We start from the raw sequence: 26172 nt of genomic DNA, 5'->3' as shown, positions 1-26172 counted from the left end.
ATTTCCATCGTCGAAGTATACGGTCAAGCATCTAGTGTTAACACGCCCTAGCACACAAATCTTAGGTTCCACTTAGTTTGTTTAGGCAAATACTGCATGATGTTTGCCATTCTCAGCGCGCCGGTAAAATCATTACCCCCTCTCCATGAATGCATGATATTCACGACCTCATCACAGTATTCGCATCATCTTAAATGGACCAACGGTAAGGGGCTTGTGGCAGCAGGATGCTGTCATTGTCGAGGCGTAGTTTTTACGGCAAGACTGGGGCATGACCGTTGCGCTTGGATGCTGACGCGTTGACATGGCGTATATACGCCACCGGACGTCGTGCGTTGTCGAGGGAAAAGTTCGACTGCCGGTCGTGTGCAAACACGGGTGTCACCGCTGACGCAAAGCAAAGGCGCAGTGTCTGGTGAGAATGGATGACGCTGCATTACCCGTCGTAAACGCGTCACGTTCTAGAGCCCATTATGGAAAACGCCGACTCGGACCACGCGCTGCTCGGTTCCACGCAAACCGATCTCACTCTTCTCATCCTGGACCTTGGCGGCCACATCATCGCCTGCCATCAAACCCACTTGCTGTTCGGCGAACGGCAGGCGCGTGAACTGCTCGGCAAGCATTACTCCAGCATTTATGCCCTCTCCATTGGCGCGGACTTGCTTGAACTGGCGCTCAAGGCGGATCTCACCGGCCAACAGGCACGGATTGAAGCATGGATTCCCGGCAAGCACGGCCGCCGCACCCGCCTGGAAATATCCGTGCATGTACTGAAAGGGCACCAAGCGCACGCCCATGGCTTTGCCATGGTCCTACGCGACCTGCACCTGAACCGCCTCACCCATGATCGGCTGCGCGAATGCGAGCGCCGCCTGCGCCTGTTCATGCAGGGCACGCCGGAACATGCCATCTGCATGCTGGACACGCACGGTATGGTGCTTGACTGGAATCCCGGTGCACGGCGCATCACCGGTTTTGCGGCGGACGACATCGTCGGCTGTCCCTTCTCCACATTTTTTCCGGACCCGTTCGGCGAACCGTCCCTTTGCGCCCAACTGCTGCAGTCGGCAGCAGCGGAAAATCCCGTCAAAGCAGAATGCGAACTGATGCATGCCAATGGCTCGCGTTTTCCCGCCGAAGTCGAGGTGCAGGCGATCCATGAGAGCGACGGCTCGCTGATCGGCTTCGCCGCGCTTATTCACGACTGCACGCAACAGGCGCTGTTGGAAAACCGTTTGCGCGAGGCACGAGGGCGACTGGTGCATGCGCAGAAGATTGAAGCCGTCGGCCGCCTCACCGGCGGCATCACGCACGATTTCAACAATGCCTTGCAGGGCATCATCGGCTCACTGGAACTCGGATCAGTCAGCCTGGATCAGGGCAGCACGGTGCAAGCCAGGCATCACATGCTGGCCTCGCTGCACACCGCCATGCATGCCGGCCGGCTCACCCAACGCCTGCTGTCGCTATTGCGCCGGCACAACGCTCCCAGCCAACTTATCAACGTGGCCAAAGTGCTGCGATCCATGCGCGAACTGCTCGGCCGAACGCTTGGCGACGACATCACGCTGGACGTGGCGGATGCGGACGAACTGCCCTTGCTGGCGTGCGATGGCGATCAATTGGAAAGCGCACTGGTCAATCTGGCCGTCAACTCGCGTGATGCCATGGACGGGCATGGCCACGTGCAGATACGTTGCAGGTTATGCACGCAGCACGACACCGACGTTCGCATCGCGCTTGGGCCTGCGCATAGCACCTACGTCGAGATCGCCGTCGCCGACGACGGTCCCGGCATGAGCGAGGACGTCCTGCAACGCGCCCTCGAACCCTTCTTCACCACCAAGCCGGAAGGACACGGCACCGGCCTTGGCCTGTCGATGGTCTACGACTTCGTGGAGCAATACCACGGCGCCGTGGACATCCGCAGCATTCCCGGCGGCGGCACCTGCGTGTTGCTCTACTTGCCTTGCGACAGCGCCAACGCCATGGAAACGGCATCCTTGCGCAGCGAAAACCCCGCGCCGGATCTGCATGGCTTTCGCATTCTGGTGGCGGAGGACAACGAAACCGTCCGCCGCGCCGTCGCCACGCGCTTGCGGCAACTGGGTGGCGAGGTTGCCGAAGCGGCTTCCGGCAACGAGGCGCTATCGCTGCTTGCCAGCGACGTCCCGTGGGATCTGCTTTTATCGGATATCGACCTGCCCGTCGTCGACGGCCATGAGCTTTGCTCGCGGGCGCGAAAACGCTTGCCCGATCTTCGCGTGATCCTGATGACCGGCTACGCCGATTCGGAATGGCTGGAAGACAACGAGCTGGGCGATGCCACCGAGGCCCTGCTCAAGCCGTTCGACATGGGCGACCTGCTGGCCAAGGCGCACTCGCTGCTGCAACCGGCAGACTGAACCTCTGCGTCGTCCTTTGTTCCAGGCTTTGTGAAAAGCTGAACGCGTTCGCCACCGGCCCGGCGCAAACGCGTCGCCGAGATAACACATGCCGCTCCAAACGAAACCTCTGCAAATCGCCTATACGCGGCGTGAAGAAATGCCGGTTTTTTTAACGGGCTCTTCCATGCCAAGCAGTCGATCCGGTGCATGCAAAGCACGCGCAACGACATAGCCATCACGCATAAAGCCTTGCTTGCGGGGCTTTAGCAAAAACATGCTCGCGATTTGACACCGCGCATGACCTATCGCACACATAAACATGACAACGCACATTCATGAATGTGCAGAATTGCCTGACAATCCCTGTCGCATTGCACACACAACGAACACGTACCCGTAGCGACAATTGCGCAACGAATCCACGCTGAGCACATCCTTTTATGTCTTCACGTATGCAAGCTTCGTTATCGCCACGGGAAGCGCCGCTGATCGACCTATCCGAGCCGCGCGATCCGATCCCGTCACCTCATTTTCATATCCATGCACATGCCGAAAGAGCCGTCCGTAGCGGGGAGACTCGCTGGAGCGCCATATTCCACGTCTGATTTATAGGAGCGCTTACTAGTCAAAGCGTCGCCGCATATATCACCTGGCTCATCGCGAAGGAAAGCAGGGGCTTCGCGCCACATTCAAACTGTCTGTAGTTGGGAGAACCGATGAGTTACCGCGCGCTTATTTCTTGCGTCATCGCCATGCTTTCTGCTGCAGTCGCATTGATATTCCTCTACCACCACGCCGAATCGATCGGGCTGGTGGATAAACCGAGCGAACGCAAGCGGCATGTGGGCAACATTCCCCTTATCGGCGGACTTTCCGCCTTGTTCGGCGTTATCGCCGGCATGTGCTTCGAAGGCGAGTCCCTCCTGTTCACCAATGCGCTGCTTGGCACCGGTGCCGTGCTTGCGCTGACCGGCGCCCTGGACGACCGCTTCGATCTCAGCGTGCGCAGCCGGTTGCTGGTCCAGACCGCGGCCGTGCTCACCATGATCTATTGCACGCACACCTACATCCACACGCTTGGCCATCTGTTCGGCTACAACCTGGAACTGGGTGCGTTCGGCATTCCGTTGACGCTGCTCTCGGTGATCGGCCTGCTCAATGCGTTCAACATGATGGATGGCATCGACGGCCTGGCCGGCATGCTGACGCTGGTGAGCATCGGCGCCATCACCGTATACCAGGGCATTTCGCAGTGGCACAGCATCATTCTGTTGCTGTTGCTTGCGGCGGCCCTGCTGCCCGATCTGGCCGCCAACCTGGATCTGCTCGGACGCAAGGTTTTCCTGGGCGATGCGGGCAGCATGATGATCGGCTATTTCCTGGCGTGGACGCTGATCCATCTCAGCCAGCAGGCGCAGCCGCACCTGTCGACGGTGGACGTGCTGTGGTGCGTCGCGCTCCCCGTGCTGGACACTTTGCAGGTGATGGTGCGCCGTATTCGGGAAGGCAAATCGCCGTTCAAGCCGGATCGTGGCCACATCCATCACATCATGATGAATGCCGGTTTCAGCGCGCACACCACGCTGGTGATGCTGGTGGGCCTGGCGATGACGCTGGTGTACGTCGGCACGTGGACGCGCCATCTCACGCATGGCAGCAACCTGCTTGCGTTCAGCTCGGTCACCGCGATCTACGTGGTATTGCTGGGCCGCGTCTACCGTGCGCAGCAGGCCAGCAAGGCGATGGTTGCCACGGGCCGGTTGATCGGCGCCTCGCAAACCCTGTCGCTAGCCACCCCCCCGCAACCTACACCGGTAGGCCCGTATCAGGCTCCGGAAAACGAAGGAGAGCGTCCACAAACCATGGAATCCTCGCAATAGCGGGGATTTGAATGTGGTCACCATCATCTCGTCCGCATCGCCGACATCAACTGGGAGACATGCGAGTGGTCGCCATGGAGCGAGCAAACATCAACATCGGGACGCAACAACATGCTGTGTCAGCACAGCGCGCCGAAGGCGGTCCTGGAATGCACCGTACCAGCGAGGCAGCCCCCGTAAGCGTAGTCATCCCGTGCTATCGCTGCGCACACACCATTGGTGACGCGGTCGCTTCGGTCGCCGCGCAGGCCGCCCGTCCTGCCGAAGTGCTGCTGATCGATGATGGCAGCGGTGACGACACACTGCAGCGTCTGCAAGAGATTGCGCAGAGCCACCCCCCTGGCTGGATCAAAGTCATTGCCTTGCCACGCAATGCCGGCCCCGCCGCGGCGCGCAATGCTGGTTGGTCGCGCGCCACGCAGCCGTGGATTGCCTTTCTCGATGCGGACGATACGTGGCATCCCCAAAAGCTCAAGCTGCAAATGGAAGCGCTGGCGAACGATCCGAGCATCGCCCTGATCGCTCATCCCATGAATATGCAGCCCCGCTGGGCGGAGCCGCCTCCCCTCAACTATCCGGCCGTGGTGCAGGCAGTCCCGCGCCATTTGCTGATGCTGCGCAACGCATTTCAGACCCCATCGATAGTGCTGCGCCGCGACTTGCCATTCCGCTTCGATGAAACACGCAAGCGTGCGGAAGATTTCATGCTTTGGGCGCAGATTCTGCTGTCCGGTTACCGCTGCGCAAGGATCAACCAGGTGCTGGCTTCCCTGCACAAGCCACCGTTTGGCGCCAGTGGACTAAGCGCCGACTTGAAGGCCATGTACACGGCTGCCATCGACGTTCGCCGCAGTCTGCACCGGGCCGGTTTGCTGGGCTGGTGGCAATGGCAACTGGTCGAAGTACTTGCTTGGGTCCGTTATCTGCGGCGGCGCCTGCTGACCTTTACCCGCAACCATTCGGGCGCTTTGCCCACCCACCATCGTGCTTGAGCCTTGAAGGAGAGGAACGTGGTCAATACAGGTCGCAATACAGACCCGGCCAACAACTTGCAAACCACGCAACGGGACGCCACTGCAGGTGTGTCCATGCACATGAGCGAAACGGCGCCGGTCAGCGTGATCGTGCCTTGTTTCCGTGCTGCGGCCACGGTCGCCGACTCGGTTGCATCGGTCGCCGCGCAAACATTGCTTCCCGCCGAAGTGGTCTTGGTGGACGACGGCAGCGACGACAACACGCTGGAAGAACTTCGCCGCATCGAGCGCAGCTATCCGCAGGGATGGATCAAGGTCGTCGTCTTGCCGCGCAACGGCGGACTGCCGGTGGCGCGCAACCGTGGCTGGGATCACGCCACCCAACCGTGGGTGGCGTTCCTGGACGCGGATGACACCTGGCATCCGCCGAAGTTACAGATGCAGATGGAGGCATTGGCGGCCGATCCGAAGATCATGCTGATCTCGCATGACATGAATGTGCAGTCACGCTCTGATCCCGCGCCAAAGCTTAAGCATCCCGTGAAGGTCCACATATTCAAACACCCGGTTCTGACGGTGCTGATATCGCGTCGGCCCTTCCCGGCTGCTTCGATGATGGTGCGCCGAGATGTGCCCTTCCGCTTCGACGAAAAACGGCGGCGCTGCGAAGATTTCATGTTCTGGTCGGAGATACTGCTGCGCGGCCATCGCTGTGCTCGGATCAACCAGGTACTGGCTTCCTGGCACAAGGCCCCGTTCGGGGCGGGCGGCCTCAGTGGCGACCTAGTTGCCATGCAGCAAGGTGTGGTGGACGTACTCAGGACACTGCACCAACAAGGTCTGTTGCGCTGGTGGCAGTGGCGGCTCGCCGATGCCATCGGCTTCGTCCGCTACATAAGGCGGCACGTGATCACCTTCATGCGCCGCCGCCAGAACCTGCAGCTTGCCGAGCGCAGTGCGTGATGAGTTCCGTTACTCCCTACGTCGAATATTCCAACAGGTCGAACATCTCGACCAATGCACGGCACGTGCTGAGCATGCTGCTGATCCTGGCAGCGTGCCTGTTCGTGGACCTGGTGGTGGGCACGCGCGGTATCGACGTGGGGAGCGACACCCGTGAATACGCCTACTCTTATCATGAATTTCTTGGCGGCTCAGCGCATACGCGCTACGAACCGGGTTTTGTGCTGGTCACCCGCCTGATAAGCGCGCTGGGTGCAAGCCTGCAGATGTATCAATGCGTGCTGTTCGCCCTGCTGCTGCTCATGGCCGTGCTGGCATCCCGCCGGTATTTCGACTATCTCGGCGGCACGCGTGGCCACCTCACCTTTCTTAGCGCGAGCCTGATGTTCCTGCTGGTGTCGCCCATGTTCGTCAATGCCTCCATCAATGCCGTGCGACAGGGCTTGGCATCGCTACCAGTATTCATTGCGCTGATGGCGTTTCAACAGCGGCAATGGCGGGCCTTCTTCATCTATGGAGCGATCGGCACCTGCTTTCATTATTCCGCGCTGGTCTATCTCGCCTTCGCGCCACTGCTTCTGCTCAATCTCAAACTATTGAGGATCGCCGCCATCATCGGCTTTGTTGCGTACTGCAGCGGCCTCACCATGATGGTCGTACGCGCGGCACTTCCCCTTGTCTACGACGCCGTCATGGACTACGAGCTTGGTTCCAAATACAAATCGGGCGTTCGCATCGATTTTGCCGTGTTTTCGATCTTCTGGTACGTGCTGCCGTTCATGGCATCGGGGCTGGTGCGCAAGCCTTACAACACACGCATCAAGGACAGTGCGACCGTCTACCTGGTCATGCTGATGCCATTCTTCATGCTCGGCTGGGGCAATTTTTCCAACCGTTATCTATTTTCCGCCTATTTGGCGATATCGCTCATGATGGCCGGCATTTTCTTCCACAGCCGCCTGTCCATGCTTCGTAATCCCATTCTCCTGCGCGTCGGACTCATCGCGTCCTGCGCGGTCTTCTATTACTACGTATCCAATCAGGTTCTCGTATGAATGCATCGCTGCAATGTGAGGACGTATCCGTTGCCATGGGCCAAAAAATCCAGATCAATGCCTCGCCCAACGATAACGTATGGGATTTCTCGCCACTTGCCAGCTACGGGCAGGGCCTGGCGGCGATCGATCCGGTGTCGATCGCCGACATCCTGCGCAACGGCTTTGTCTACGAACCGCACACCATCTACAAAGACGTGAAAATCGCCGCGACCGGTTTCGACCCGTCGCAGGACATGTTCGACAATCCCCGCTTTCACTACCTTTACCAACCCGTTCTCGCCTCGCCGCGTCCGCCTCTCGATGCCATTCACAACGGCAAGCTGCTGGAGACCTATCACAGCCTGCTATGCGAGGCGGTGGTGCACACGACGGCCGGCATGCGCGCACCGTGGCTCTTGCAGAGCGGCGGCAAGGATTCCACCTCCATGGCGATTGCCCTGGCCGACGTGCGTCCCGACACCACCTGCATTACTTATCTTGGTGGCAGAGAAGAGAACGAGGTCGCCTCGGCGCGCTTCGTTGCGCACAAGCTCGGCTTGCGCCATGAAACCCTGGTGTGCGATCCGGGCCGCGCCTATGATCGCTACCTCGCCATGCTGCCACGCATGCCGTTGCTCACGGCCGACTTTGCAACCTTGTCGTACGTGGACCTGGCCACCGAAATAAGCCTGCGGCAAGGCGACGGCATGATCGATGCGCTGGGTTCGGATCAATATTTCGGCGTTCCCCTGCATTGGCCGGACCGTGTCCTGGCTATGCTCGCCCGTAGCATGCCCGTGCCGCAATCGCTGTTCAATTGGAGCATGGTACGCAGGAACTTCAAGCTTTGCGTCGTGCTGGCCACCTTGCAGATGAATGAATTCGAGCGCTTTTTCCCCGGCTCGCGCTTCAGCGACACCGAAGTGGATGCATTGCTTGGCCGCCCGCTTGCATCGTTGTCCCGCCGCCGCGTGGACGTCTTCAAGCCCGATCTCGCCGTGGCGGGTTCCGCCGAAGCCGTGCGCCGCCTTTCGCTGGTGATCGGCGAGTCCGCCCATCTGGCCAAGGGCATGTATTCGGCCACGGCAACGTCGCTGCGGCTGGCCTATCCCTATGCCGACCCTCAGTTCCGCGACTGGGTTTTCAAGGATGTTCCGGACGAACTGCTGATCGGTCAGGGCGGCATGAACAAGGTACTGATGCGCCAATACATCGACCAGCACTTCCACAACCTGCCTTACGTGAAGACCAAAGGTTGCTTCCGCTTCGACGTGCGCGGCCTGGCACGGCAACGCTTCGACCAGGTCTACGATTTCGCGCAGCAGACGCAGGCGCTGCTACCGGGCGCGCCGCGCTGGCTGGAAACGCATCGCGACCGCCTGGGCAACAAATACTTCGCCTCCAAGTTCTACCTGCTCGCCATGGTGCTGCCCTGGTTGTACAGCCGCGTGCGGCATGCATCTCCCGTCGATGATTTTCACAGCGCCGAGGCCGTTGCATCATGAAGCAACCGACCGGGCCGCTGGGAACATGCAAGCGATGCGGACGAACAACCGTCTGCACCACACGGCCCCGGTGATCCCATGAGGCCCAGCACGATCCCGCAACTACCATCCAGTTCCCGCCGGGCAAGGATCCAGATCGATGCCTCGCCCTACCAGCGCAGCGTGGATTTTTCGCCACTGGATGAACTCCCGCCCGGCAGCGCTGCGCTGGACCTGGTATCGATCGCCGATCTGTTGCGCAACAGCTTCGTATATCCGCCCCACTCCATCTATCGGGACGTAAAAGTTGCCTTTTCGGGATTCGATCCCGCGACGGACCTGCACGGCCATCCGGTGTTCCGTTTTCCGTTCCGCGCCACGCATGCCGCGTCGCAGCCGGGCGCCCGCGAAGCAACCGGCGCGGCGCTGACGCAAACCTATCACCGCTTGCTATGCGATGCGGCAAGACAATCGCTTGCCGGCATCCGCGCGCCATGGCTGATGCAAAGCGGCGGCAAGGATTCCACCTCGATGGCTATCGCACTTGCCGAAGTGCGACCTGACACTACCTGTCTTACCTATCTGGGCGGCACCGAAGAAAACGAAGTGTCATCGGCGCGCTTCGTTGCCCGGAAACTCGGCTTGCGGCACGAAATACTGGTGTGCGATCCCGGTCGCGCGTACGACCGCTACCTGGCGATGCTGCCACGCATGCCCTTGTTGACCGCCGATTTCGCGGCGCTGTCCTATGCGGACCTTGCTACCGAGGTGCGCCGGTTCGGCGGCGACGGCATCGTCGATGCGCTTGGATCGGATCACTATTTCGGCGGCCCGCTGCACTGCAAGGACCATGTACTGCGGATGCTTTCGCGCAACGTTCGCCTGCCTTCAGGCCTGTTCCGCCTGCCGCTGATCAAGAACAACTTCGCACTCTGCTTCGCGCTTGCCACCTTGCAGATGGACCGGTTCGAACGGTTGCTTCCCGGCTCGCGCTTCAGCGACGCGGAAGTGGATGAGCTGTACGGATGGAACATTTCGGCACGCTCGCGCCAACGCCTGGACATGTTCCGCGCGGAAATTGCCGCCGCCACATCGGCTGACGATGAGCACGTCATCGCGTTCACGCTGCTCGAAGCACCCGCCATGGGCAAGGGCATGTACGCGGCCAAGGCCATGTCGCTGCGCGTGGTGTATCCGTACTGCAACGCGCGACTGCGCGACTGGATCCTGCACCAGGTGCCACGCGACCAACTGATCGGCCCGGGTGGCGTCAACAAACTGCTGATCCGCCGGCACATCGCCGGGCGTTTCGGTGAATTGCCGTACGTAAGGACCAAGGGCTCCTTCCGTTTCGATCTGCGTGGACTGGCCAGGCAGCGCTTCGATCAGGTTTACGCCTTTGCGCAGCAGACGCGCGCCATCCTGCCCGGGGTACCCCGCTGGCTGGAAACCCATCGGCGCCTGTTCGACAACAAGTTTTTTGCTTCGAAGTTTTATCTGCTCGCGGTCACGCTGCCGTGGCTGGCAACCCGCAGCAACCTGCATCCGCCTGATCGAAGGGCGGCCACGCCACGAACCACCCTGACACCATGACGCACACCATCGATCGTCCTCGTACTCGCATGCCGCGCCACCGCTTCATGCCTGCCATATGGCTGGGCTTGCCGTTGATCGCCCTGTACGCGGGGAGTACCTCCAGTTACGCAGCCACCACCAATACCGTGATCAACGTGCGCGACAAGGGCGCCAAAGGCGATGGTGTACACGATGACACGCTCGCGATCCAGTCCGCCATCGACAGCCTGCCAGCAAGGGGCGGCACGGTGCTGGTGCCGAAGGGCACGTACATGATCGATGCGATGCGCTCGATCAACCTGCGTTCCAACATGGTGTTGCAGCTCGCTCCCGATGCAACCATCGCCGCACTCTCCAACGGTTCGAAGCGGTCGTACATGATCAAGGTATGGAACGTCAGCAACGTGAGCATCACTGGGGGCAATATCGTCGGCGAACGCAATGGGCATACCGGCGTGGGTGGCGAGTGGGGCTTCGGCATCGATATCCAGGCAGCCAAGCACGTACGCGTTACGAATGTGCATATTTCCGATTGCTGGGGCGATGGCATGTGGATCGGTGCGCTCGGCCCGGATGGTCATGCGACGCCTTCGACTGACGTGGTCGTCGATAACGTCGTGTCCACCGGCAACCGTCGCCAGGGGCTTTCGATTGGCCCCGTCGACGGTGTGACCATCACCCACTCCACCTTCAGCAACACTCACGGCACCATGCCGCAGGCTGGCATCGATATCGAGCCTCAAGCGCAGGGTCATGCCAGCAACATCACTATCGACGACTGCACCGTTGCCGACAATCGCGGCAGCGGGCTGGAAATTCACGACAACGTCAGCAACGTCACCGTGAAGAACTCCAGCTTCACCAACAACTACGGTTATGGCGTATTGACGGTGGACACAGCGACGCAGGTCTCCATCGGCAATAACCGCATTACCGGCAACGGCCTGGCCGGGCTCTCCATCAACGGCAAGAGCAGCTATGTAAAGGCCGACGGCAATACGCTGGGCAACAACAGTGCACGCTATCCGATGAAGCAGAACACGCCGCTGGCCAGGAACACCAACTTCATGCAAGGCCGGCAGCTGGAGGTGAAAGACTCCACTCACCAGATCACCACGTCAAGCAACACATTTATGCCACAGACGGATTGGCATTGATGGAGGAACAGGGATGGGCGATGGATATCGCAAGAGCGGGATGTGGCGGCCGAGACACATGGTCGCCCTGCCCATTTTTTTCCCACTTCATATTCACATGTCCGCGCCACGCCATACAACTTGCCATAAATCCGTCACGGCATGCATGCGCGCCAAGAACAAAACCTGCACGATCCATGCACACCGCAACCAGCACCCTTGCTCAACAAACAATCGTTGTGAATGCAGGAGGGCGAGAAGCGTAACGACCTTCGAGGTTGCCCTTCGCTCCATCACCTGCCCTGATTTTTTCATGCTTCTCATGTGCGTTCATCCCTGCCGCTCCTTTGCACGACCACAACACGGACGCAGTCTATGAAATTGATCTTTTTTGCCAATACCGACTGGTACCTCTATAACTTCTGCATGTCCACCGCCATGCAACTTCGCAGGCAAGGACATGAAGTAGTGATGCTCTCCCCGCCCGGACCGTTCGGCGAGCGCTTCGCCGCGCACGGCTTCCGCTGGATCCAGCTGGCCATGGATCGTGCCAGCCTCAACCCACTGCGCGAGGCGGCCACGCTGAGCCGGCTGATGTCGATATTTCGCCAGGAACAACCCGATCTGCTGCACAACTACACGATGAAGTGCGTTGTGTACGGCGCACTCGTGGCGCGGCTTGCGCGAGTGCCCGCCGTGGTCAACGCCGTCGCCGGCATGGGCTATGTGTTCACCAGCGATGCGCTGAAAGCGCGCCTGTTGCGCCCGCTCGTGAAAATGCTGATGCGCATGACCTTGAGCGACCATCGCTCGCTGCTTATCTTGCAGAACCCCGACGACGTAAAGTCGTTCACCGATGCGGGCTTGATATTGCCGGAAAGAATCCGCCTGATCCGCGGCACCGGCGTGGATACCATCATGTTCCGGCCGGCCTCGCCACCGCTGCACGCACAAGGCCGCCTGCGCGTGCTGCTCGCCGCGCGTCTGTTGTGGGAAAAAGGCATCCGCGAATTTGCCGAGGCTGCCGCGCTGTTGCGTCAATGGGGCCATGACGTGGAATGCCTGCTCGCCGGCTCGCCTGATCCTGGCAACCCGCATTCGGTGCCGGAAGAGCAGGTTCGCCAATGGGTGGATGCAGGACTGATCCGCTGGCTGGGCCACGTGGACGACATGCCAGGCCTGCTCAACACCGTGCACGTGATGGCGCTGCCGAGTTACTACCGTGAAGGCGTCCCGAAGTCATTGCTTGAAGGCGCGGCGTGCGGATTGGCGCTGATCACCACGAACCGGCCTGGATGCCGCGAAGTAGTGAGTAAGGACGGTGTCGATGGTCTGCACACGGAAACGCAAAACGCCATGTCGCTGGCCAAATGCATCGCGCGCCTGGATAACGACCGCGGTTTGCTGGCGCAGCTGGGTCAACGTGCGCGACAGAAGGTGCTGCGTGAATTCGACGAACGCGCCGTCATCCAGAAGACTATCGACGTGTACGGGGAATTGACGGTCCCCTACGCGGGCGCCACAGCATCGCGCTCGGCTTCCTAGTGCGCACGCCATCCTGGCGATGTGCATGCGCCGTGGATGAGACGTACTACATACAGGGACGTGAGGAAAAACACGTTGCGTGCCTACGTTCCGTTTACGTCTGCACGACGAGTTTGCAGGCCTAATGGAAACTGTCGCCAGGCTGTCAGCCCTGCGCGGGATGGAGGGCACGCAAATTCGCACGACCTGGACACATGGTTAATGGCGTCACCACGTCGTCGCATCGAGGTGCTTGGAGCGACGTCTCTCTGACCTGAACTGGAAATCTACGGATGAAGGTGCTCGTTTGCGGCGGGGCTGGATACATCGGATCGCACATGGTGCGCTGCCTGCATTCCTATCGGCATGAAGCGGTCGTTTACGACAACTTGTCGACTGGACATCGCGAAGCAGTGGTGAATGCACCATTGATCGTCGGCGACATTCGGGACGCCAATACCCTTCGCATGACATTTGGCGAACATCGCTTTGATGCGGTGATTCACCTATGCGCGCACTCGCTGGTCGGCGAATCGATGGCCAAGCCTTATGAGTACTATCAGAACAACGTCAGTGGCACCTTGTGCCTGCTCAATGCGATGCACGAGGCCCGCGTCGACAAGCTGGTGTTCTCGTCCACCGCCGCTGTGTTCGGCTCACCCAACGCGCCGCTTATCGATGAAGAACATGCCGCCAGCCCGATCAATCCGTATGGCGCAAGCAAGTGGATGGTGGAGCGCATCCTGGCCGATGCGGCGCCTGCGTACGGCCTGCGCTCTGTATCGTTGCGCTACTTCAATGCCGCCGGCGCCGATCCGTCGGGAGAGATCGGCGAATCGCACGATCCGGAGACCCATCTCATTCCGAATATTTTGCGCTCGGTGCTGGGGCACGGCGCGTCGCTGAAAGTCTTCGGCGACGACTATCCCACCAAGGACGGCACCTGCGTGCGCGATTACGTTCATGTCAATGATCTGGCCCAGGCGCATCTCAACGCGATCGGCTTTCTGGACAATCACGCCGGCGCACACTGTTTCAATCTTGGCAGCAGCAGCGGCTTCAGCGTAATGGAGGTGATCGAAGCGGCCCGTCGCGTGACTGGGACGGAGATCGCCTTTGAGCGTGCCGCGCGTCGCGCCGGCGACCCGCCCGTACTGGTGGCATCCAACGCGAAAGCGCGCGCGCATCTGGGCTGGACGCCGGCGATGACCAACATCGACGACATCATAAGAAGCGCCTGGCGCTGGCATTGCCAGGCGCGCTATTGACTGCGGTCAACGGCGGCAAACGGGCCAGGAAGGTAAGCAAACAAAACCCATAACCGGCGTCATTCAATGAAATTTATCTTCTTCGCCAACACTACCTGGTATCTCTACAATTTTCGGCTTTCCACGGTCATGCGCCTGCTTGCGGACGGACACGAAGTAGTGATGGTTTCGCCGCCGGGGAAATTTGGCAAGCGCCTGGTTGCGCATGGATGCCGCTGGATACCGCTGACGATGGATCGGGCCAGCCTCAATCCGCTTCGCGAGCTGGTCACCCTCAGCCGGCTTGTCGGCGTACTTCGCCGTGAGCGCCCTGACATCGTGCACAGCTTCACCTTGAAGTGCGCCATCTACGGCAGCATCGCCGCACGCTTCGCGCGTGTTCCGGCCGTGGTCAACGCCGTATCGGGCATGGGCTATGTTTTCACCAGCGATGCCCTCAAAGCCCGCATGCTACGTCCCCTCGTCAAGAGCCTTCTACGTCTAGGGCTGCATAATGACCGTTCGATTCTGGTGCTGCAGAACCACGACGACGCGATAGCGTTTTCGCAATCAGGCTTGGCCACGCCGGAAAAAATCCGTGTCATCCTCGGCTCGGGCGTCAACACCTTCCGCTTCCATCCGTCCAACCGTACCACCCATCGCTACGAGCGCCTGCGCGTACTGCTCGCAGCCCGCTTGCTGGAAGAAAAAGGCATACGGGAATTCATCGAGGCAGCGGCGATCTTGCGCAAGCAGGATCGCGATATCGAATTCCTGCTGGCCGGTTCGCCCGACCCGGGCAATCCGCATTCGATCTCGCGCACGGAACTGCGGCGCTGGACGGAGGCCGGGCTGGTGCATTGCCTGGGGCACGTCAACGACATGCCGGCACTGCTCGGCAGCGTGCACGTGCTGGTCCTGCCCAGCTATTACCGCGAAGGCGTGCCGAAATCCTTGATCGAAGGCGCCGCCACCGGCCTGGCGCTGATCACCACCGACCGGCCAGGCTGCCGCGAAGTGGTGACGCAGCACGGCGTGGACGGTTTACGGGTGAAGCCGCGCAATGCACAGGCGCTCGCAGCATGCATCGCACAACTGGACGATGACCGCGACTGGCTGGCGCAGCTGGGTGAACGTGCTCGCGAACAGGCACTGAAGAAATTCGACGAACGCCTTGTGATACAGCAGACGCTTGAGGTGTACGCCGAATTGTTGCACCCGGACAGCGCCCCGACCGAAGCGATGCGGACGGCGCCTTGATCCGGCGTGCGCAATCCCTCCACGCTTTGTGCACCATCTCGTGGCGCGACCCCAACATTGTCGACGCTATGCTGCATTGCGCGACGATGCACGCCCTGCCATTCGCATTGCCGTCCGAAGGTTCTTGCAGTCACATACGACGTCCATGCGGCAGCGTCAGTCATGCCGATTGCAAAGGCACTGCGCGCGGTATCGGCCCATTCTCCGCTGCTGTTCCCGTTGGCGCAGAGAGGTGACCGCATGCGCTTTACCGCCATCAACAACCAGGGCCTTGTATGAATGCACCACGCACGGAACATCGCGCGCGCGCCACTGCAGCCGTGAAGATCCAGATCAACACATCTCCGGCCTCAGGCGAGATCGATTTCAGCCCGCTCGCCAGGCACGAGCGCAGCCTCGAGACGATCGATCGCGTGTCGGTGGCCGACATACTGCGCAACGCCTTCGTGTATCCACCGCATACCATTTATTCGGACGTAAAGATTGCCGCGACAGGCTTTGACCCTGCGCAAGACATGTACGCCCATCCGCGCTTTCATTTTGCCTACCACACTGCCAGGGCGAGTACGCGCCCGCGCCCGGAGGACGTGGAAGACGAAGTACTGATCGACACGTATCATCGCCTGCTTTGCCAGGCGATCAAGCACGCCACAGGCGGCATGCGCGCACCTTGGCTGCTGCAGAGCGGCGGCAAGGATTCCACCTCCATGGCGATTGCACTGGCCGAAGCGCGGCCGGACACCACCTGTCTCACTTACCTGGGCGGCAAGGAGGAAGACGAAGTCGCTTCGGCAAGCTTTGTGGCGCAGCACCTGGGGCTGAAGCATGAAGTGCTGGTGTGCGATCCGGGCCGCGCGTACGACCGCTATCTGGCGATGCTCCCTCGACTGCCGCTGCTGTGCGCCGATTTCGCCGCGCTTTCCTATGCGGACCTGGCCACGGAAATAGCGCGCCACCAGGGCGACGGCATCATCGATGCGCAATGCGCGGATCAGTATTTCGGGGTCCCGTTGCGACGGCAGGATCGTATCGTGGCGATGCTCGCACGTGGCCTGCGCTTGCCGCAGGGCCTGTTCAAGCTGGCCAGCAGCAACTTCCCGCTTTGCGTCGTGCTCGCCACGTTGCAGATGAATCGTTTCGAACGGTACTTCCCCGGCTCGCGCTTCAGCGATACGGAAGTGGACGCCCTGTTCGGCGACAGCCTCGCGGTGCAATCACGCCGGCGCATGCTGGTCTTCCAGGATGACATCGATGCCGTCAGCACACCTGAAGCGCTGCGCAGGTTGGCTGTGGCGATCGGAGAATCGTCCAACCTGGGTAAGGGCATGTATGCCGCGCGCGCCATGTCGTTGCGCTTGGCCTACCCTTACGCTGATCCGCAATTCCGTGATTGGATCTTTCACCAGGTGCCGGACGATCGGCTGATCGGTCCCGGAGGCGTGAGCAAGGTGCTGATGCGGCAATATATTGCCGAGTGTTTCGAACAGCTTCCGTACGTGAAAGCCAAAGGCAGCTTCCGCTTCGATCTGTGTGGGCTGGCCAAGCTGCGGTTCGACCAGGTGTATGCCTATGCCGAAGAAGTGAAAGGCCTGCTGCCCGGCGCCACGCGATGGCTGGAGACGCATCGAAAATTGATGGAGAACAAATACTTCGCATCCAAGTTTTATCTGCTTGCCGTTGTGCTGCCCTGGTTGTTGAGTCATACGAGCGCCCATGCCAATCGATGGGCTGGCCATGTACCAAACCGATCTGCAGAGAGGGAACGCATGCCATGATCAGTCACTCCCAGCTCAACCCAGTACCCATTTCCAGCTTTGGCTACGATATCCAGGGCGGCATCCCCTCGCCGATCGTCAACGTGCGCGAGATGGGTGCCAAAGGTGACGGCAGGACGGACGATACCGCCGCATTCCAGGCTGCCGTGGACGCCGTGCCGCTCATCGGCGGGACGCTCGTCGTGCCGCGCGGCGACTATCGGATAAACGTCGAGCGGTCGATCACCCTGCATTCGAACATGCTGTTGCTGATGGATCCGGCCGCGACGCTGGCCGCCATCCCTACCAAAAATCCCCTCCACCGGTTAATCAGAGTGTGGTTTGCCTCCAACGTGCGCATTGTCGGCGGCCGCCTCGTCGGCGAACGGCGTCTGCATGTCACGGAACCCGACGCGCCCGAAGGGAAAGACGAACAGGGCTTCGGTATCAGCATCCAGAGTTCGCACAATATCGTCGTCAGCGATGTGCATATCTCCGATTTCTGGGGTGACGGCATTTGGCTAGGCGCCTTCGGAGCGGAAAGGGACGAATATTGGGACGAGCTGCCGGAGTACGGGAATCATCCAAAGCAGCTGCAGTCAACCAACGTGTTGATCAACCACGTGGTATGCACTCACAACCGCCGCCAGGGGCTTTCGATGGGGCCGGCGGAAAACATTACGATCATGAATTCCACTTTCGCCTTTGCCGGTCCGGGCTTCGACTATCCGCAAGATGGCACCCCTCCGATGGCGGGTATCGATATCGAGCCGGCGCTGCAGGGCGTCGTGCGCAACGTCACCTTCAGCCATTGCACCTTCATGCGCAACCGCGGCACAGGCCTGGAAATCCATGGCAACGTGCTGGGTGTTTCGGCGCACGACTGCCTATGCAGCGACAATTTCGGCCATGGCTTTCTGGTGCGAGAACTGACCGGGGAGAAAGAAGTCATCGGGCTTACCTTTTCCAACAATATCGTCAGCCGCAACGGCCTGGTAGGCATGATGGTCCTTGATCAGACCGATAGCGTACTGCTTGCCGGCAACACCTTCATGGGCAATGGCTTCCGCTATCCGATACCGGCGGATGAAAACATCCATGCCGAATGGTCTTCGTGGCCATGGCGCAACGTTCCCATTCCACCTGGCATCATCGACATCGATGGTGAGCCCGATCCGGAAAGGTCGAGAGAGCCGGACCTGCTTGTTGAGAGAACCGCCACCAACGTGAGATTCAGAAACAATACCTACACCAATAGCGGCAACAACGATCCTGTAGATGAGGAGTGGGGCGATCCGATTGGTAGGCCCTGATACCACTTCACGCAGCCCGACAACTCCACTCGTTCCGTTCCGAACATGCTCGGTTGCGCAGTGTTAACCCAAATGACACTGGCCTAAACGTGCCGCTGCGCGCACTCCTTTCCCTGCTTTCAGGGAATCTTTGCCTGCAAATTCAATCTGCCAGTTTGTCATTCCGATGAAGGTGCATTGCTGTCCGGGGAAAATAAAGTTCTTCAGAAATGCGCGGGCATAGCACCCCGCATAGAAAATTTTCCATGGAAATTCAGTGCCATCAACTCGTTTTAGCGTTCCCGTAAGAACGGCGAAAAATTTCCCCAGGCAGCAGTGGGCGAAGACCGCACTGACTACTCGCTTCGACACGCCATGTGACGTCTGGATTTGCGTGATTCGCGGCAGCAGGGCCCGCCATTCATGCATTGCTTCACACGCAACTTCATCGCCGCAGACGACTCAGCCCAGCATGCCTGCGCAAGCAAAACGACCTGAAATCACTTGCTCGCGCGCATTGCGCGCACTTCTTCAGCACACGTACATATAAGTACTACAAAACGTTGCAAGCTCAAGTTAGCGCCCAATACTGTGAACGAATGCCGCATTTCACATTTGCATGTAGTACGTGAATGATTGATCTTACGTGCACATTTCGCAAGCAAGAGGCTTTTACGTGTTGAAAAAAAGTTATTTGGTGCATAACACATCGAAGGAAATCATCTCGCAGGGAAATTCATCCACACCACGTCGCTTCCGTTCCACACGCCTTAAACGGCTCGCTGGCATCACCGCTTCGCTAGCGCTCTTTGCGGCAGCACTTCCGACGTTTGCCGCCACCACCCAATGGTGGAACCCGACACCATCCATCACGTACGGCTCCACGTCGCTCGACGTCACCCGCTTTGGCGCCGTCGGCAATGGCGCGATGGATGACACTGCGGCTTTCCAGGCCGCGATCAATGCATTGCCGTCCAGTGGCGGCACGATCATCGTGCCGGATGGCACCTACATGATCGACACAACCAAGGGCATCAATCTGCGCTCCAACATGCGCTTGGCGATGCACTCCAACGCTTATCTGAAGTCCATTCCAAACAGCGCCGACTTCGCTTCGGTAGTGAAGGCATGGAACGTCAGCAACGTTGAAATTGTCGGCGGCCACATCCTCGGCGAACGCACTCAGCATGCTCCTTCGGCGAATGACATCAGTGAAGTGAAAGTGCACTACGGCATCAGCATCCAGGAAGCAAACACCGTCTACGTGCACAACATCCAGGTTGCCGATTGCTATGGCGATGGCGTTCTGGTGGGCACCACCTTTGGCTGGAGAGCCTTTACCCTCCCGTGGGGCATCACGCTGAACCACGTAACGGTCACCAACAGCGCTCGCCAGGGCCTTAGCATTACCGCCGCTGATCAAGTGTATGTCTTGAACAGCAGTTTCACCGGCTCCCACGGCATGATTCCAAACGCAGGCATCGACCTCGAGCCGGCGAGATTGGGCCCGCTCAAGCATGTACGCTTGGAAAATAACGTACTGTCGAACAACCAAGGGAATGGTCTGGAGATACACGACAACTTATCCGGCGTGGTAGTAACCGGCAACACTGCCGAGAACAACCAGGGAAATGGCGTATTCGCGCGTGGCCCGAATAACTTGACCATTACCAACAACATGCTCAGCCAGAACTACCAGTTCGGCGTGTATATCGACGATGGCACCAATAGTGTGCAGCTGCACGATAACACCATTAACTACAATGGTGACGCCTGGTTCATTGCGCATGGAAAGTCCATCTTCACGCCTGGAACCGCGCCTCGCGACATTTTCATTTCGACTAACGCTATTGGCGTGACGCAGTACAACAACACCATCACCAAGCAGTAAGCATGAATGCTCCCGCCGAAGCGGGTAACGCGGACAGAGCACAAGGACGTGCTCGGCTTTGCCGAACAAGGAGGCATGACACAGCCACTTCAACGAGCATGGAACCAGCGCACCCCCAGATACATCAGCAGCAGCGAAGCGATTTCGCCGATCACCGTGGTGCATGCCGCGCCAACCACGTGATACCGGGGGATCAAGACCACATCCAGCGCTACGATGAGGAGGGCGACAATGCCCATCACCAGCACGCGGTAGCGCATGTGCGTCTCGTTGAGAAGTGCATTGCACATCACCGTGGAAAGAAAACGTACCGGCACGCATACGGCCAGAATCATCAGCACGCCCGCCACAGGACGATATTTCTCTCCAAAAATAATCGGCACTAGCCAAGGTGATGTCGCCGCCAGCAGTGCGCCTACCAACACGCCGGATGCAAGCATCCCGATGCAACCGTGGCGATACACTCTCCAGAATTTTTCCGGATCGTGCACTGCCCACCGATGCAGCATGGAGCTCAGGAATTTCTGGTAGATCGTGGTGGGGATCAGGTAGATCGCCATCATCACGCCCAGCGCAATGCCGAAGATGCCAGCCTGCGCATTGCCGCCAAGGTACTTCAGCAGCACAGTACTGATCGAAAGAAAGATCGGATACAGCGATGCCTCCATGCCGTAGGCCCAGGACTTCGACCATAGTGTCGCCATGCTTGGCACGGGTCCGGTGACCGGCTGCCATGGACCATGCCCATGCAGTTGCATGTCCCCACGCATCATCGTTTTCAACTTCGGCCACGCCAGCATGGCCATGAGAACAGACGTGGCACTGAACCCCACCGCTGCCACGCGCCCGTCCGCACTGGGCACCAGCCACAGCAACAAAGCCACCAGGGCGCGGCCGCCCGGCGTGATCAACTGCCACCAGGCCAATGATTGATGACGCTCCTCCAACCGGAGCTGGCTGCTGATCAAGCTGACCGCCAGCACGCCGAACACCACCGGCAGCAGCAACAACAGCAAGCGCCTTGCATCCGGTGGCGCGCCGATAAACGACCACAGCACTACCACCGCCAGACTGATCAAGGTGGTGAGAATGATGAAACGCAGCGAAGGCTCCAGCCAGCGATTGGCCTGCCAGCCCTCCACGCCATATACCTGTAGCCAATAATTCGACAAGCCGAAGCCGGACAACGGCGCGACGATGGTGATGGTGGCCAGCGACGAAGCAAACAGGCCGTAACCGGATGGTCCCAGCTTGCGCGCCAGCAAGGCCTGCGTAACAAAGGCCAGGACCGCCCCCAATGCAGTGGCGATCCACAACATCGAAATGGCGCCTAGTGCGCGACGCCATCCTTGTGGCATGCGATTGAGAAAAGGAATGGAAGGGACCGAAGTGTTCACGTTGTGGCAACCGATTTTGCTTCCCATGGGAAGGCATTAGAAGCAACGGGGTTCCGCGCTCTCGTCATTCCGGCGCAGGCTGGCACACGAGGGCACATGGACGTGCTCGGCTTTGGGAAGCACGGAATCCAGTTTAAATACGTTGTGCGAAGCACTCAAAACCCATATGTCGTGTGCTGTGCACATCTTGTTCAACTGGGTTCCGGCCTACGCCGGAATGACAAGTGAGGGTAATCCAAGCGGCGAAGTGCCCTCTCCGAAGACAGGGCACAGGAACAGCGCGACGCCAACCAACCACTAAACCTTCGCCGACGGATAAGCGTAATACGCATACGCGTAGTAACCCGCCGCACGCTTCTCCACCAAGTTGAAGATGGCGCCCTTGATCATCACGCCATTTTGTTCGAGGCGCTGCTTGGTCAGTGCGATTTCACGGATCTGGTTGACACCGAAACGCACCACCAGCAGGCTGGTGCCGGCATGATGACCGATCACGGCTGCATCGGTCACCGCCAGTACTGGTGGCGTGTCGACGATGATCAGGTCATAGCGTGGTCGCAGCGTATCGAGCAGCGAGCTGAAGTTGGCGTGCATCAGCAATTCCGACGGATTCGGCGGGATCTTGCCGCGCGGAATGAACATCAACTGGCCCACCCCTTCCACCGGGCGCAGTACGTCGCTGATCTGCGCCTGGCCTGCGATCAGTTCGGACAAGCCGTTATCCGGCCGGCTGCCCAGCATGCGATGCAACAGGCCCTTGCGCATATCCGCATCGATCAGCAGCACGCGTTGGCCGGCCTGCGCCATCACCACGGCGAGGTTGGATGCCACGAAGCTCTTGCCGGCGCCGGGACTCGGGCTGGAAATCATCAGCACATTGTTCTTCGCTTCCAGGCGCGCGAAATGCAGGCTGGTGCGCAAGCCGCGCATCGCCTCCGTGGCAAGGTCGGCCGGCGCACTCAAAGCCAGCACGTGCCTGCCATTGGTGCGCGGATGCTGTTGGCGAGTGAACACTTTGCGCTGCGTATCGCTCAGTGGGATGGACACATACACCGGCAGCCCAAGCCGTTCGATCTCCACCGGATCTTCCACGCCGCGCGTCAGCAATTGGCGCAGGAAGACATACGACAGCGCTGCCATCAATCCAAGCAGCAAACCGCCGGGGATCACCCACATCGGCCGCGGCCACCACGGTTTGGCCAGGTTCACCGCCGGTTGATCGATCACGCGCACGTTGCCTACGGTGCCGGCACGCGCGATATCCAGTTGCTGCGCCTGGTTGAGCAGGTTGGTATAAGTCTGGCTGCTTACCTGCACGTCGCGATTGAGCTTGAGAAGTTCCTGCTGCGTGTTGGGTAGCATGCCGATCTTGTGCTGCAGCGCGCCCTTCTCGCCTTCCAGCTCGTTGATCTGCTTCTCCACTGCCCGGTATTGGGGGTGCTCCGGCGTGTACTGCCGCTGCACTTCGGCCATCTGCAAATGCAATTGCTCAAGTGCGGTGTCGATCGATACGTTCTGGTTCAACAGCGACTGCGTCTGCATGTTGAGGTCGACCGAACGCTCCTTGAGCTGGAACGCGTTCAACGCCTGGCTTGCGCGTTCCAGCTCCTGTTTCACTTTCGGCAGTTGTTCACGCACGAACTGAAGACTGTTGGCCGCCTCGGCGGCACTGCGGTCTACGTTCTGGCGCACATACAAACTGGTGACCTGATCGAGCAGGTTGGTGGCCAGCATCGGGTCGGAGTCGTTGTAAGTGATCCCGATGATGCCCGAGTCCTTGCCTTCCTCCGCCGCCACGATAGCTTTTTGCAACCCGGCGATCGTGTCCATGTGCGAATGCCTGACCACCACGAAGCGCGTACCCGGATTGGCCCGCAAGCTTTGCACCTCCATGGTGACGCCATTGCTGCTCACGGTCTGACCGGGGCGGCCATTGAGGATTACGTTGCCGTGCGAATCCTTCAACGTATACGTGCCATTGTCACCGGCGATCAGTGACAGTTTTTGATCGAGCATGGACGCAGGAACTTCCAGCTGCTGCACGTCCAGTTGCGATCCGCCCCAGTCATAACGGCTCAACCCGAACGGCGGCGAAGCCAGCTCACCGGGATGGCTGGCGACGAACTGGCGCGCCAGATAGGCGCCGAAAACAGGAAACCGCTTGGGACCTGCGCTGATATCCAGCTTGAGGTTTTCGATCGCCTGCCCGACCACCTTGCGAGAAGTAAGCAGTTGGACTTCGGTCGTTGCCTGCGAGGTGGAAATGCCGAGCGTCTCGGAGAGGTCACTCATGCCCGGCAAAGTCGGCGCCTTCTGTTCGACCTGCACCGAGGCGCTGGCCTGGTACACGGGCGTGGCCAGCATGGTGTAGAGCACACTGATCAGCAGGAACACCAGGGTGATGGCGCCGATCAGCCATTTGTTATCCGATAGCGTCCCCAGCAGCGCCTTCAGATCGACATCTTCATCACGTGTCGCAAAGGTTTGTTTGGTGGTCATATGCCACTCCTAACAACAAGAATAATTCCCGAAAAAATCGGACGATCTTCGTTACAGATACTTCAACCAGCTATCGACTCCACGCTCGATCATGGCATGGACATGCTCGAACACCTGTTGCGACCGACGGTATGGATCTGGGATATCGCCCGCTTCGCGCCACTTGTCGAGCAGAAACAACTTCCCGCTCGCTTCCGGTGCAAGCCGCGCCGCCGCCCCGAGATGCTCCCGCTCCATCGCCAGCACCAGATCGGCCTCGCGCAGCATGTCCGCATTGAGCTGGCGCGCGCGGTGCTCGGCAGCATCGATGCCGTGCGCCTTCAGCACCCGCATGGCGTTGTCATCCATGGGATAGCCCACCATCGCCTTCAGGCCCGCGCTGCGAACCTGGATGCCCCGGTGACGTAGCTTGTCGCGGAACAGAAATTCCGCCGCAGGGCTTCGACAAATGTTCCCCACGCAAATAACCAAAATGTTCTTGAACACGTATAACGGCGCTCTCCCCGCATGCATGAGCGTAAAGATTCGTCTTCATGGGCGCCGGGCCTCATAAGCTTCGATGAAGGCCAAGAACCACACGGAACAACAGCCGGACTTCAGATGACGACAAGAATGCACGAGGTTTCAGCCTTTCATCAAAAGAACACATAGTCAGACCGATGCATCTTCATCTTCACACCTTGCCGCCACATTGATGTGCGGTCGCCCAATATCATCATGATGCCCATGTCGATAGCGGGTGAACTTATTAATCCAACGTAGCCAAGGTATATACCCTTTTGCGTCAAATCCGTATGGATTTTCCCCAACGAATTCGCAACGCAAACACTACGTGCACACATGTGACGAAAAAAACGCACTACCGTCAACACTTCGTTGACGCAGCCGCGACGACTTCACAAGCTTAATTAATGCAGATATTCCGGCAAAAAGTTATTGCGAAGCCGTCATTCAAGCGATTGCACGCAATCTGCGCTTCGGCGCCAACACCATACATTGCGGGGTGAACATGAAAGCATCATTGGGTTTGATAGCTATGACGGCAGCCGTCGCTCTATCCGGATGCGCAGCCATTCCTGGACAACACATGTCGATGACCGGGAAAGAAGATGGACAGATTCAAATGGTGCAGATCACACCAGAGTGGCTTGCAAGCCAACCCACCGCTGCGCCACAGACCATCCCACAGGAATTGTTGAGTTATCAACCAGAGGCGTATCGCATCGGCGCAGGCGACATGCTTTACATTACGGTGTGGGATCACCCGGAACTGACGGCGCCGGCCGGTTCGCAGCAACAGACCAGCGCAAACAGCCGCCTGGTGCGTTCGGACGGCACGCTCTACTACCCCTACGCCGGCACCGTCAAAGCTGCTGGCATGACGATTGATGAACTGCGCCAGGCACTTACAGCCAAGCTCACCAAGTACGTGCCCAATCCGCAGGTCGACGTCGCCGTAACCAGTTATGGCAGCCAGCTCATCACCTTGCAGGGCGCCTTCAACAAGACCGAGCCGCAGCAATCCACCTCCATTCCCTTGACGCTTGCGCAAGCGATCGGCACGGCAGGTATCGACCTCAATCATGCGGACTTGTCAGATCTGGTGCTCACGCGCGACGGGCGTGATTTCCACCTCGATTTGAACACGCTGAGCCAGGCCACCGAACAGCGCATTTATCTCAAGCCTGGCGATCGCCTGTATCTTGCCTACAACGACAATAAAGAGATTTACATGCTGGGAGAAGTGCTGCGTCCGCAGGCCATCTCATTCCGAACGGATGACCTGACGCTCACCCAGGCACTGGGACGCGCCGGCGGCTTGGACCCGGTCACATCCAGCAGCAAATCGGTCTACGTGATTCGCGGTGT

General features: G+C 59.4%; 19 protein-coding genes. 15 read left to right on the top strand and 4 right to left on the bottom strand.

Annotated elements, in window-relative coordinates; genetic code table 11:
• The first annotated feature begins 473 nt into the window (after nucleotides 1–473).
• The 13 genes from V7M64_RS10040 (at nucleotide 474) to V7M64_RS09980 (ending at nucleotide 18537) form a co-directional block, all read left to right on the top strand.
• Complete coding sequence (locus V7M64_RS10040) at nucleotides 474–2408, top strand: ATP-binding protein (protein WP_333679006.1); 1935 nt, start codon at nucleotides 474–476, stop codon at nucleotides 2406–2408.
• Between the two features lie 698 nt (nucleotides 2409–3106).
• Nucleotides 3107–4270, top strand: coding sequence for an undecaprenyl/decaprenyl-phosphate alpha-N-acetylglucosaminyl 1-phosphate transferase (locus tag V7M64_RS10035; RefSeq protein WP_333679005.1), 1164 nt, complete (start codon nucleotides 3107–3109; stop codon nucleotides 4268–4270).
• Nucleotides 4271–4419: 149 nt separating this feature from the next.
• The gene (locus tag V7M64_RS10030; RefSeq protein ID WP_333679004.1) at nucleotides 4420–5262 is read left to right on the top strand and encodes a glycosyltransferase family 2 protein; all 843 of its coding nucleotides are present in this window, start codon (nucleotides 4420–4422) and stop codon (nucleotides 5260–5262) included.
• A 96-nt stretch (nucleotides 5263–5358) separates the two neighbouring features.
• Nucleotides 5359–6207: a glycosyltransferase family 2 protein gene (locus V7M64_RS10025; protein WP_333679003.1), complete on the top strand. Its 849-nt coding sequence runs from the start codon at nucleotides 5359–5361 to the stop codon at nucleotides 6205–6207.
• Nucleotides 6207–7262 (top strand): EpsG family protein, encoded by a 1056-nt coding sequence (locus V7M64_RS10020; RefSeq protein WP_333679002.1) that lies wholly within the window; start codon nucleotides 6207–6209, stop codon nucleotides 7260–7262. The genes V7M64_RS10025 and V7M64_RS10020 overlap by 1 nt, the downstream gene beginning before the upstream one ends.
• 35 nt (nucleotides 7263–7297) lie before the next feature.
• Nucleotides 7298–8749 carry an asparagine synthase-related protein gene (locus V7M64_RS10015; RefSeq protein ID WP_333679001.1) on the top strand — a complete coding sequence of 484 codons (1452 nt, stop codon included), beginning with the start codon at nucleotides 7298–7300 and terminating at the stop codon, nucleotides 8747–8749.
• A gap of 78 nt (nucleotides 8750–8827) precedes the next feature.
• Entirely contained in the window at nucleotides 8828–10321 is a 1494-nt protein-coding gene (locus V7M64_RS10010) for an asparagine synthase-related protein (protein WP_333679000.1), read from the top strand.
• Complete coding sequence (locus V7M64_RS10005) at nucleotides 10318–11460, top strand: right-handed parallel beta-helix repeat-containing protein (protein WP_333678999.1); 1143 nt, start codon at nucleotides 10318–10320, stop codon at nucleotides 11458–11460. The genes V7M64_RS10010 and V7M64_RS10005 overlap by 4 nt, the downstream gene beginning before the upstream one ends.
• Before the next feature lie 354 nt (nucleotides 11461–11814).
• Nucleotides 11815–12984, top strand: coding sequence for a glycosyltransferase family 4 protein (locus tag V7M64_RS10000; protein ID WP_333678998.1), 1170 nt, complete (start codon nucleotides 11815–11817; stop codon nucleotides 12982–12984).
• 272 nt (nucleotides 12985–13256) lie between these two features.
• The gene (gene galE, locus V7M64_RS09995; RefSeq protein ID WP_333678997.1) at nucleotides 13257–14231 is read left to right on the top strand and encodes a UDP-glucose 4-epimerase GalE; all 975 of its coding nucleotides are present in this window, start codon (nucleotides 13257–13259) and stop codon (nucleotides 14229–14231) included.
• Between the two features lie 66 nt (nucleotides 14232–14297).
• Nucleotides 14298–15470, top strand: a complete 1173-nt coding sequence (locus tag V7M64_RS09990) for a glycosyltransferase family 4 protein (protein WP_333678996.1) — start codon at nucleotides 14298–14300, stop codon at nucleotides 15468–15470.
• Between the two features lie 275 nt (nucleotides 15471–15745).
• Nucleotides 15746–17245, top strand: coding sequence for an asparagine synthase-related protein (locus V7M64_RS09985; RefSeq protein WP_333678995.1), 1500 nt, complete (start codon nucleotides 15746–15748; stop codon nucleotides 17243–17245).
• Nucleotides 17242–18537, top strand: a complete 1296-nt coding sequence (locus V7M64_RS09980) for a right-handed parallel beta-helix repeat-containing protein (protein WP_333678994.1) — start codon at nucleotides 17242–17244, stop codon at nucleotides 18535–18537. Before V7M64_RS09985 ends, V7M64_RS09980 begins: the two co-directional genes overlap by 4 nt.
• A 63-nt stretch (nucleotides 18538–18600) precedes the next feature.
• Here V7M64_RS09980 and V7M64_RS09975 read toward each other — a convergent pair whose 3' ends face one another.
• Entirely contained in the window at nucleotides 18601–18888 is a 288-nt protein-coding gene (locus V7M64_RS09975) for a hypothetical protein (RefSeq protein WP_333678993.1), read from the bottom strand.
• A gap of 325 nt (nucleotides 18889–19213) precedes the next feature.
• On the opposite strand from V7M64_RS09975, the gene V7M64_RS09970 reads away from it, so the two are divergent.
• A complete protein-coding gene (locus V7M64_RS09970; protein WP_333678992.1) occupies nucleotides 19214–20407 on the top strand; it encodes a right-handed parallel beta-helix repeat-containing protein in 1194 nt (397 codons plus the stop codon).
• 89 nt (nucleotides 20408–20496) lie between these two features.
• Here V7M64_RS09970 and V7M64_RS09965 read toward each other — a convergent pair whose 3' ends face one another.
• The 3 genes from V7M64_RS09965 to V7M64_RS09955 all read right to left on the bottom strand — a co-directional run bounded on the left by V7M64_RS09965 (nucleotide 20497) and on the right by V7M64_RS09955 (nucleotide 24789).
• A complete protein-coding gene (locus tag V7M64_RS09965) occupies nucleotides 20497–21804 on the bottom strand; it encodes an oligosaccharide flippase family protein (protein ID WP_333678991.1) in 1308 nt (435 codons plus the stop codon).
• Nucleotides 21805–22101: 297 nt separating this feature from the next.
• On the bottom strand, nucleotides 22102–24303 hold the full coding sequence (locus V7M64_RS09960) for a polysaccharide biosynthesis tyrosine autokinase (RefSeq protein ID WP_333678990.1): 2202 nt from the start codon (nucleotides 24301–24303) through the stop codon (nucleotides 22102–22104).
• A 51-nt stretch (nucleotides 24304–24354) separates the two neighbouring features.
• Entirely contained in the window at nucleotides 24355–24789 is a 435-nt protein-coding gene (locus V7M64_RS09955; RefSeq protein WP_333678989.1) for a low molecular weight protein-tyrosine-phosphatase, read from the bottom strand.
• Nucleotides 24790–25390: 601 nt separating this feature from the next.
• On the opposite strand from V7M64_RS09955, the gene V7M64_RS09950 reads away from it, so the two are divergent.
• Nucleotides 25391–26172 (top strand): polysaccharide biosynthesis/export family protein (locus V7M64_RS09950; RefSeq protein ID WP_333678988.1); only part of this gene is annotated, 782 nt, incomplete at its 3' end.

It is taken from the genome of Dyella sp., assembly GCF_036746095.1.
Lineage (GTDB): Bacteria > Pseudomonadota > Gammaproteobacteria > Xanthomonadales > Rhodanobacteraceae > Dyella_B.
The sequence above is the reverse complement of the archived record's forward strand: the minus strand, read 5'-3'. Positions and strand labels throughout refer to the sequence as shown.

Coding starts and splice junctions, on each gene's coding strand:
- V7M64_RS10040 (WP_333679006.1), top strand. CDS start 474: ATGGAAAACGCCGACTCGGACCACGCGCTGCTCGGTTCCACGCAAACC.
- V7M64_RS10035 (WP_333679005.1), top strand. CDS start 3,107: ATGAGTTACCGCGCGCTTATTTCTTGCGTCATCGCCATGCTTTCTGCT.
- V7M64_RS10030 (WP_333679004.1), top strand. CDS start 4,420: ATGCACCGTACCAGCGAGGCAGCCCCCGTAAGCGTAGTCATCCCGTGC.
- V7M64_RS10025 (WP_333679003.1), top strand. CDS start 5,359: ATGCACATGAGCGAAACGGCGCCGGTCAGCGTGATCGTGCCTTGTTTC.
- V7M64_RS10020 (WP_333679002.1), top strand. CDS start 6,207: ATGAGTTCCGTTACTCCCTACGTCGAATATTCCAACAGGTCGAACATC.
- V7M64_RS10015 (WP_333679001.1), top strand. CDS start 7,298: ATGGGCCAAAAAATCCAGATCAATGCCTCGCCCAACGATAACGTATGG.
- V7M64_RS10010 (WP_333679000.1), top strand. CDS start 8,828: ATGAGGCCCAGCACGATCCCGCAACTACCATCCAGTTCCCGCCGGGCA.
- V7M64_RS10005 (WP_333678999.1), top strand. CDS start 10,318: ATGACGCACACCATCGATCGTCCTCGTACTCGCATGCCGCGCCACCGC.
- V7M64_RS10000 (WP_333678998.1), top strand. CDS start 11,815: ATGAAATTGATCTTTTTTGCCAATACCGACTGGTACCTCTATAACTTC.
- galE (WP_333678997.1), top strand. CDS start 13,257: ATGAAGGTGCTCGTTTGCGGCGGGGCTGGATACATCGGATCGCACATG.
- V7M64_RS09990 (WP_333678996.1), top strand. CDS start 14,298: ATGAAATTTATCTTCTTCGCCAACACTACCTGGTATCTCTACAATTTT.
- V7M64_RS09985 (WP_333678995.1), top strand. CDS start 15,746: ATGAATGCACCACGCACGGAACATCGCGCGCGCGCCACTGCAGCCGTG.
- V7M64_RS09980 (WP_333678994.1), top strand. CDS start 17,242: ATGATCAGTCACTCCCAGCTCAACCCAGTACCCATTTCCAGCTTTGGC.
- V7M64_RS09960 (WP_333678990.1), bottom strand. CDS start 24,303: ATGACCACCAAACAAACCTTTGCGACACGTGATGAAGATGTCGATCTG.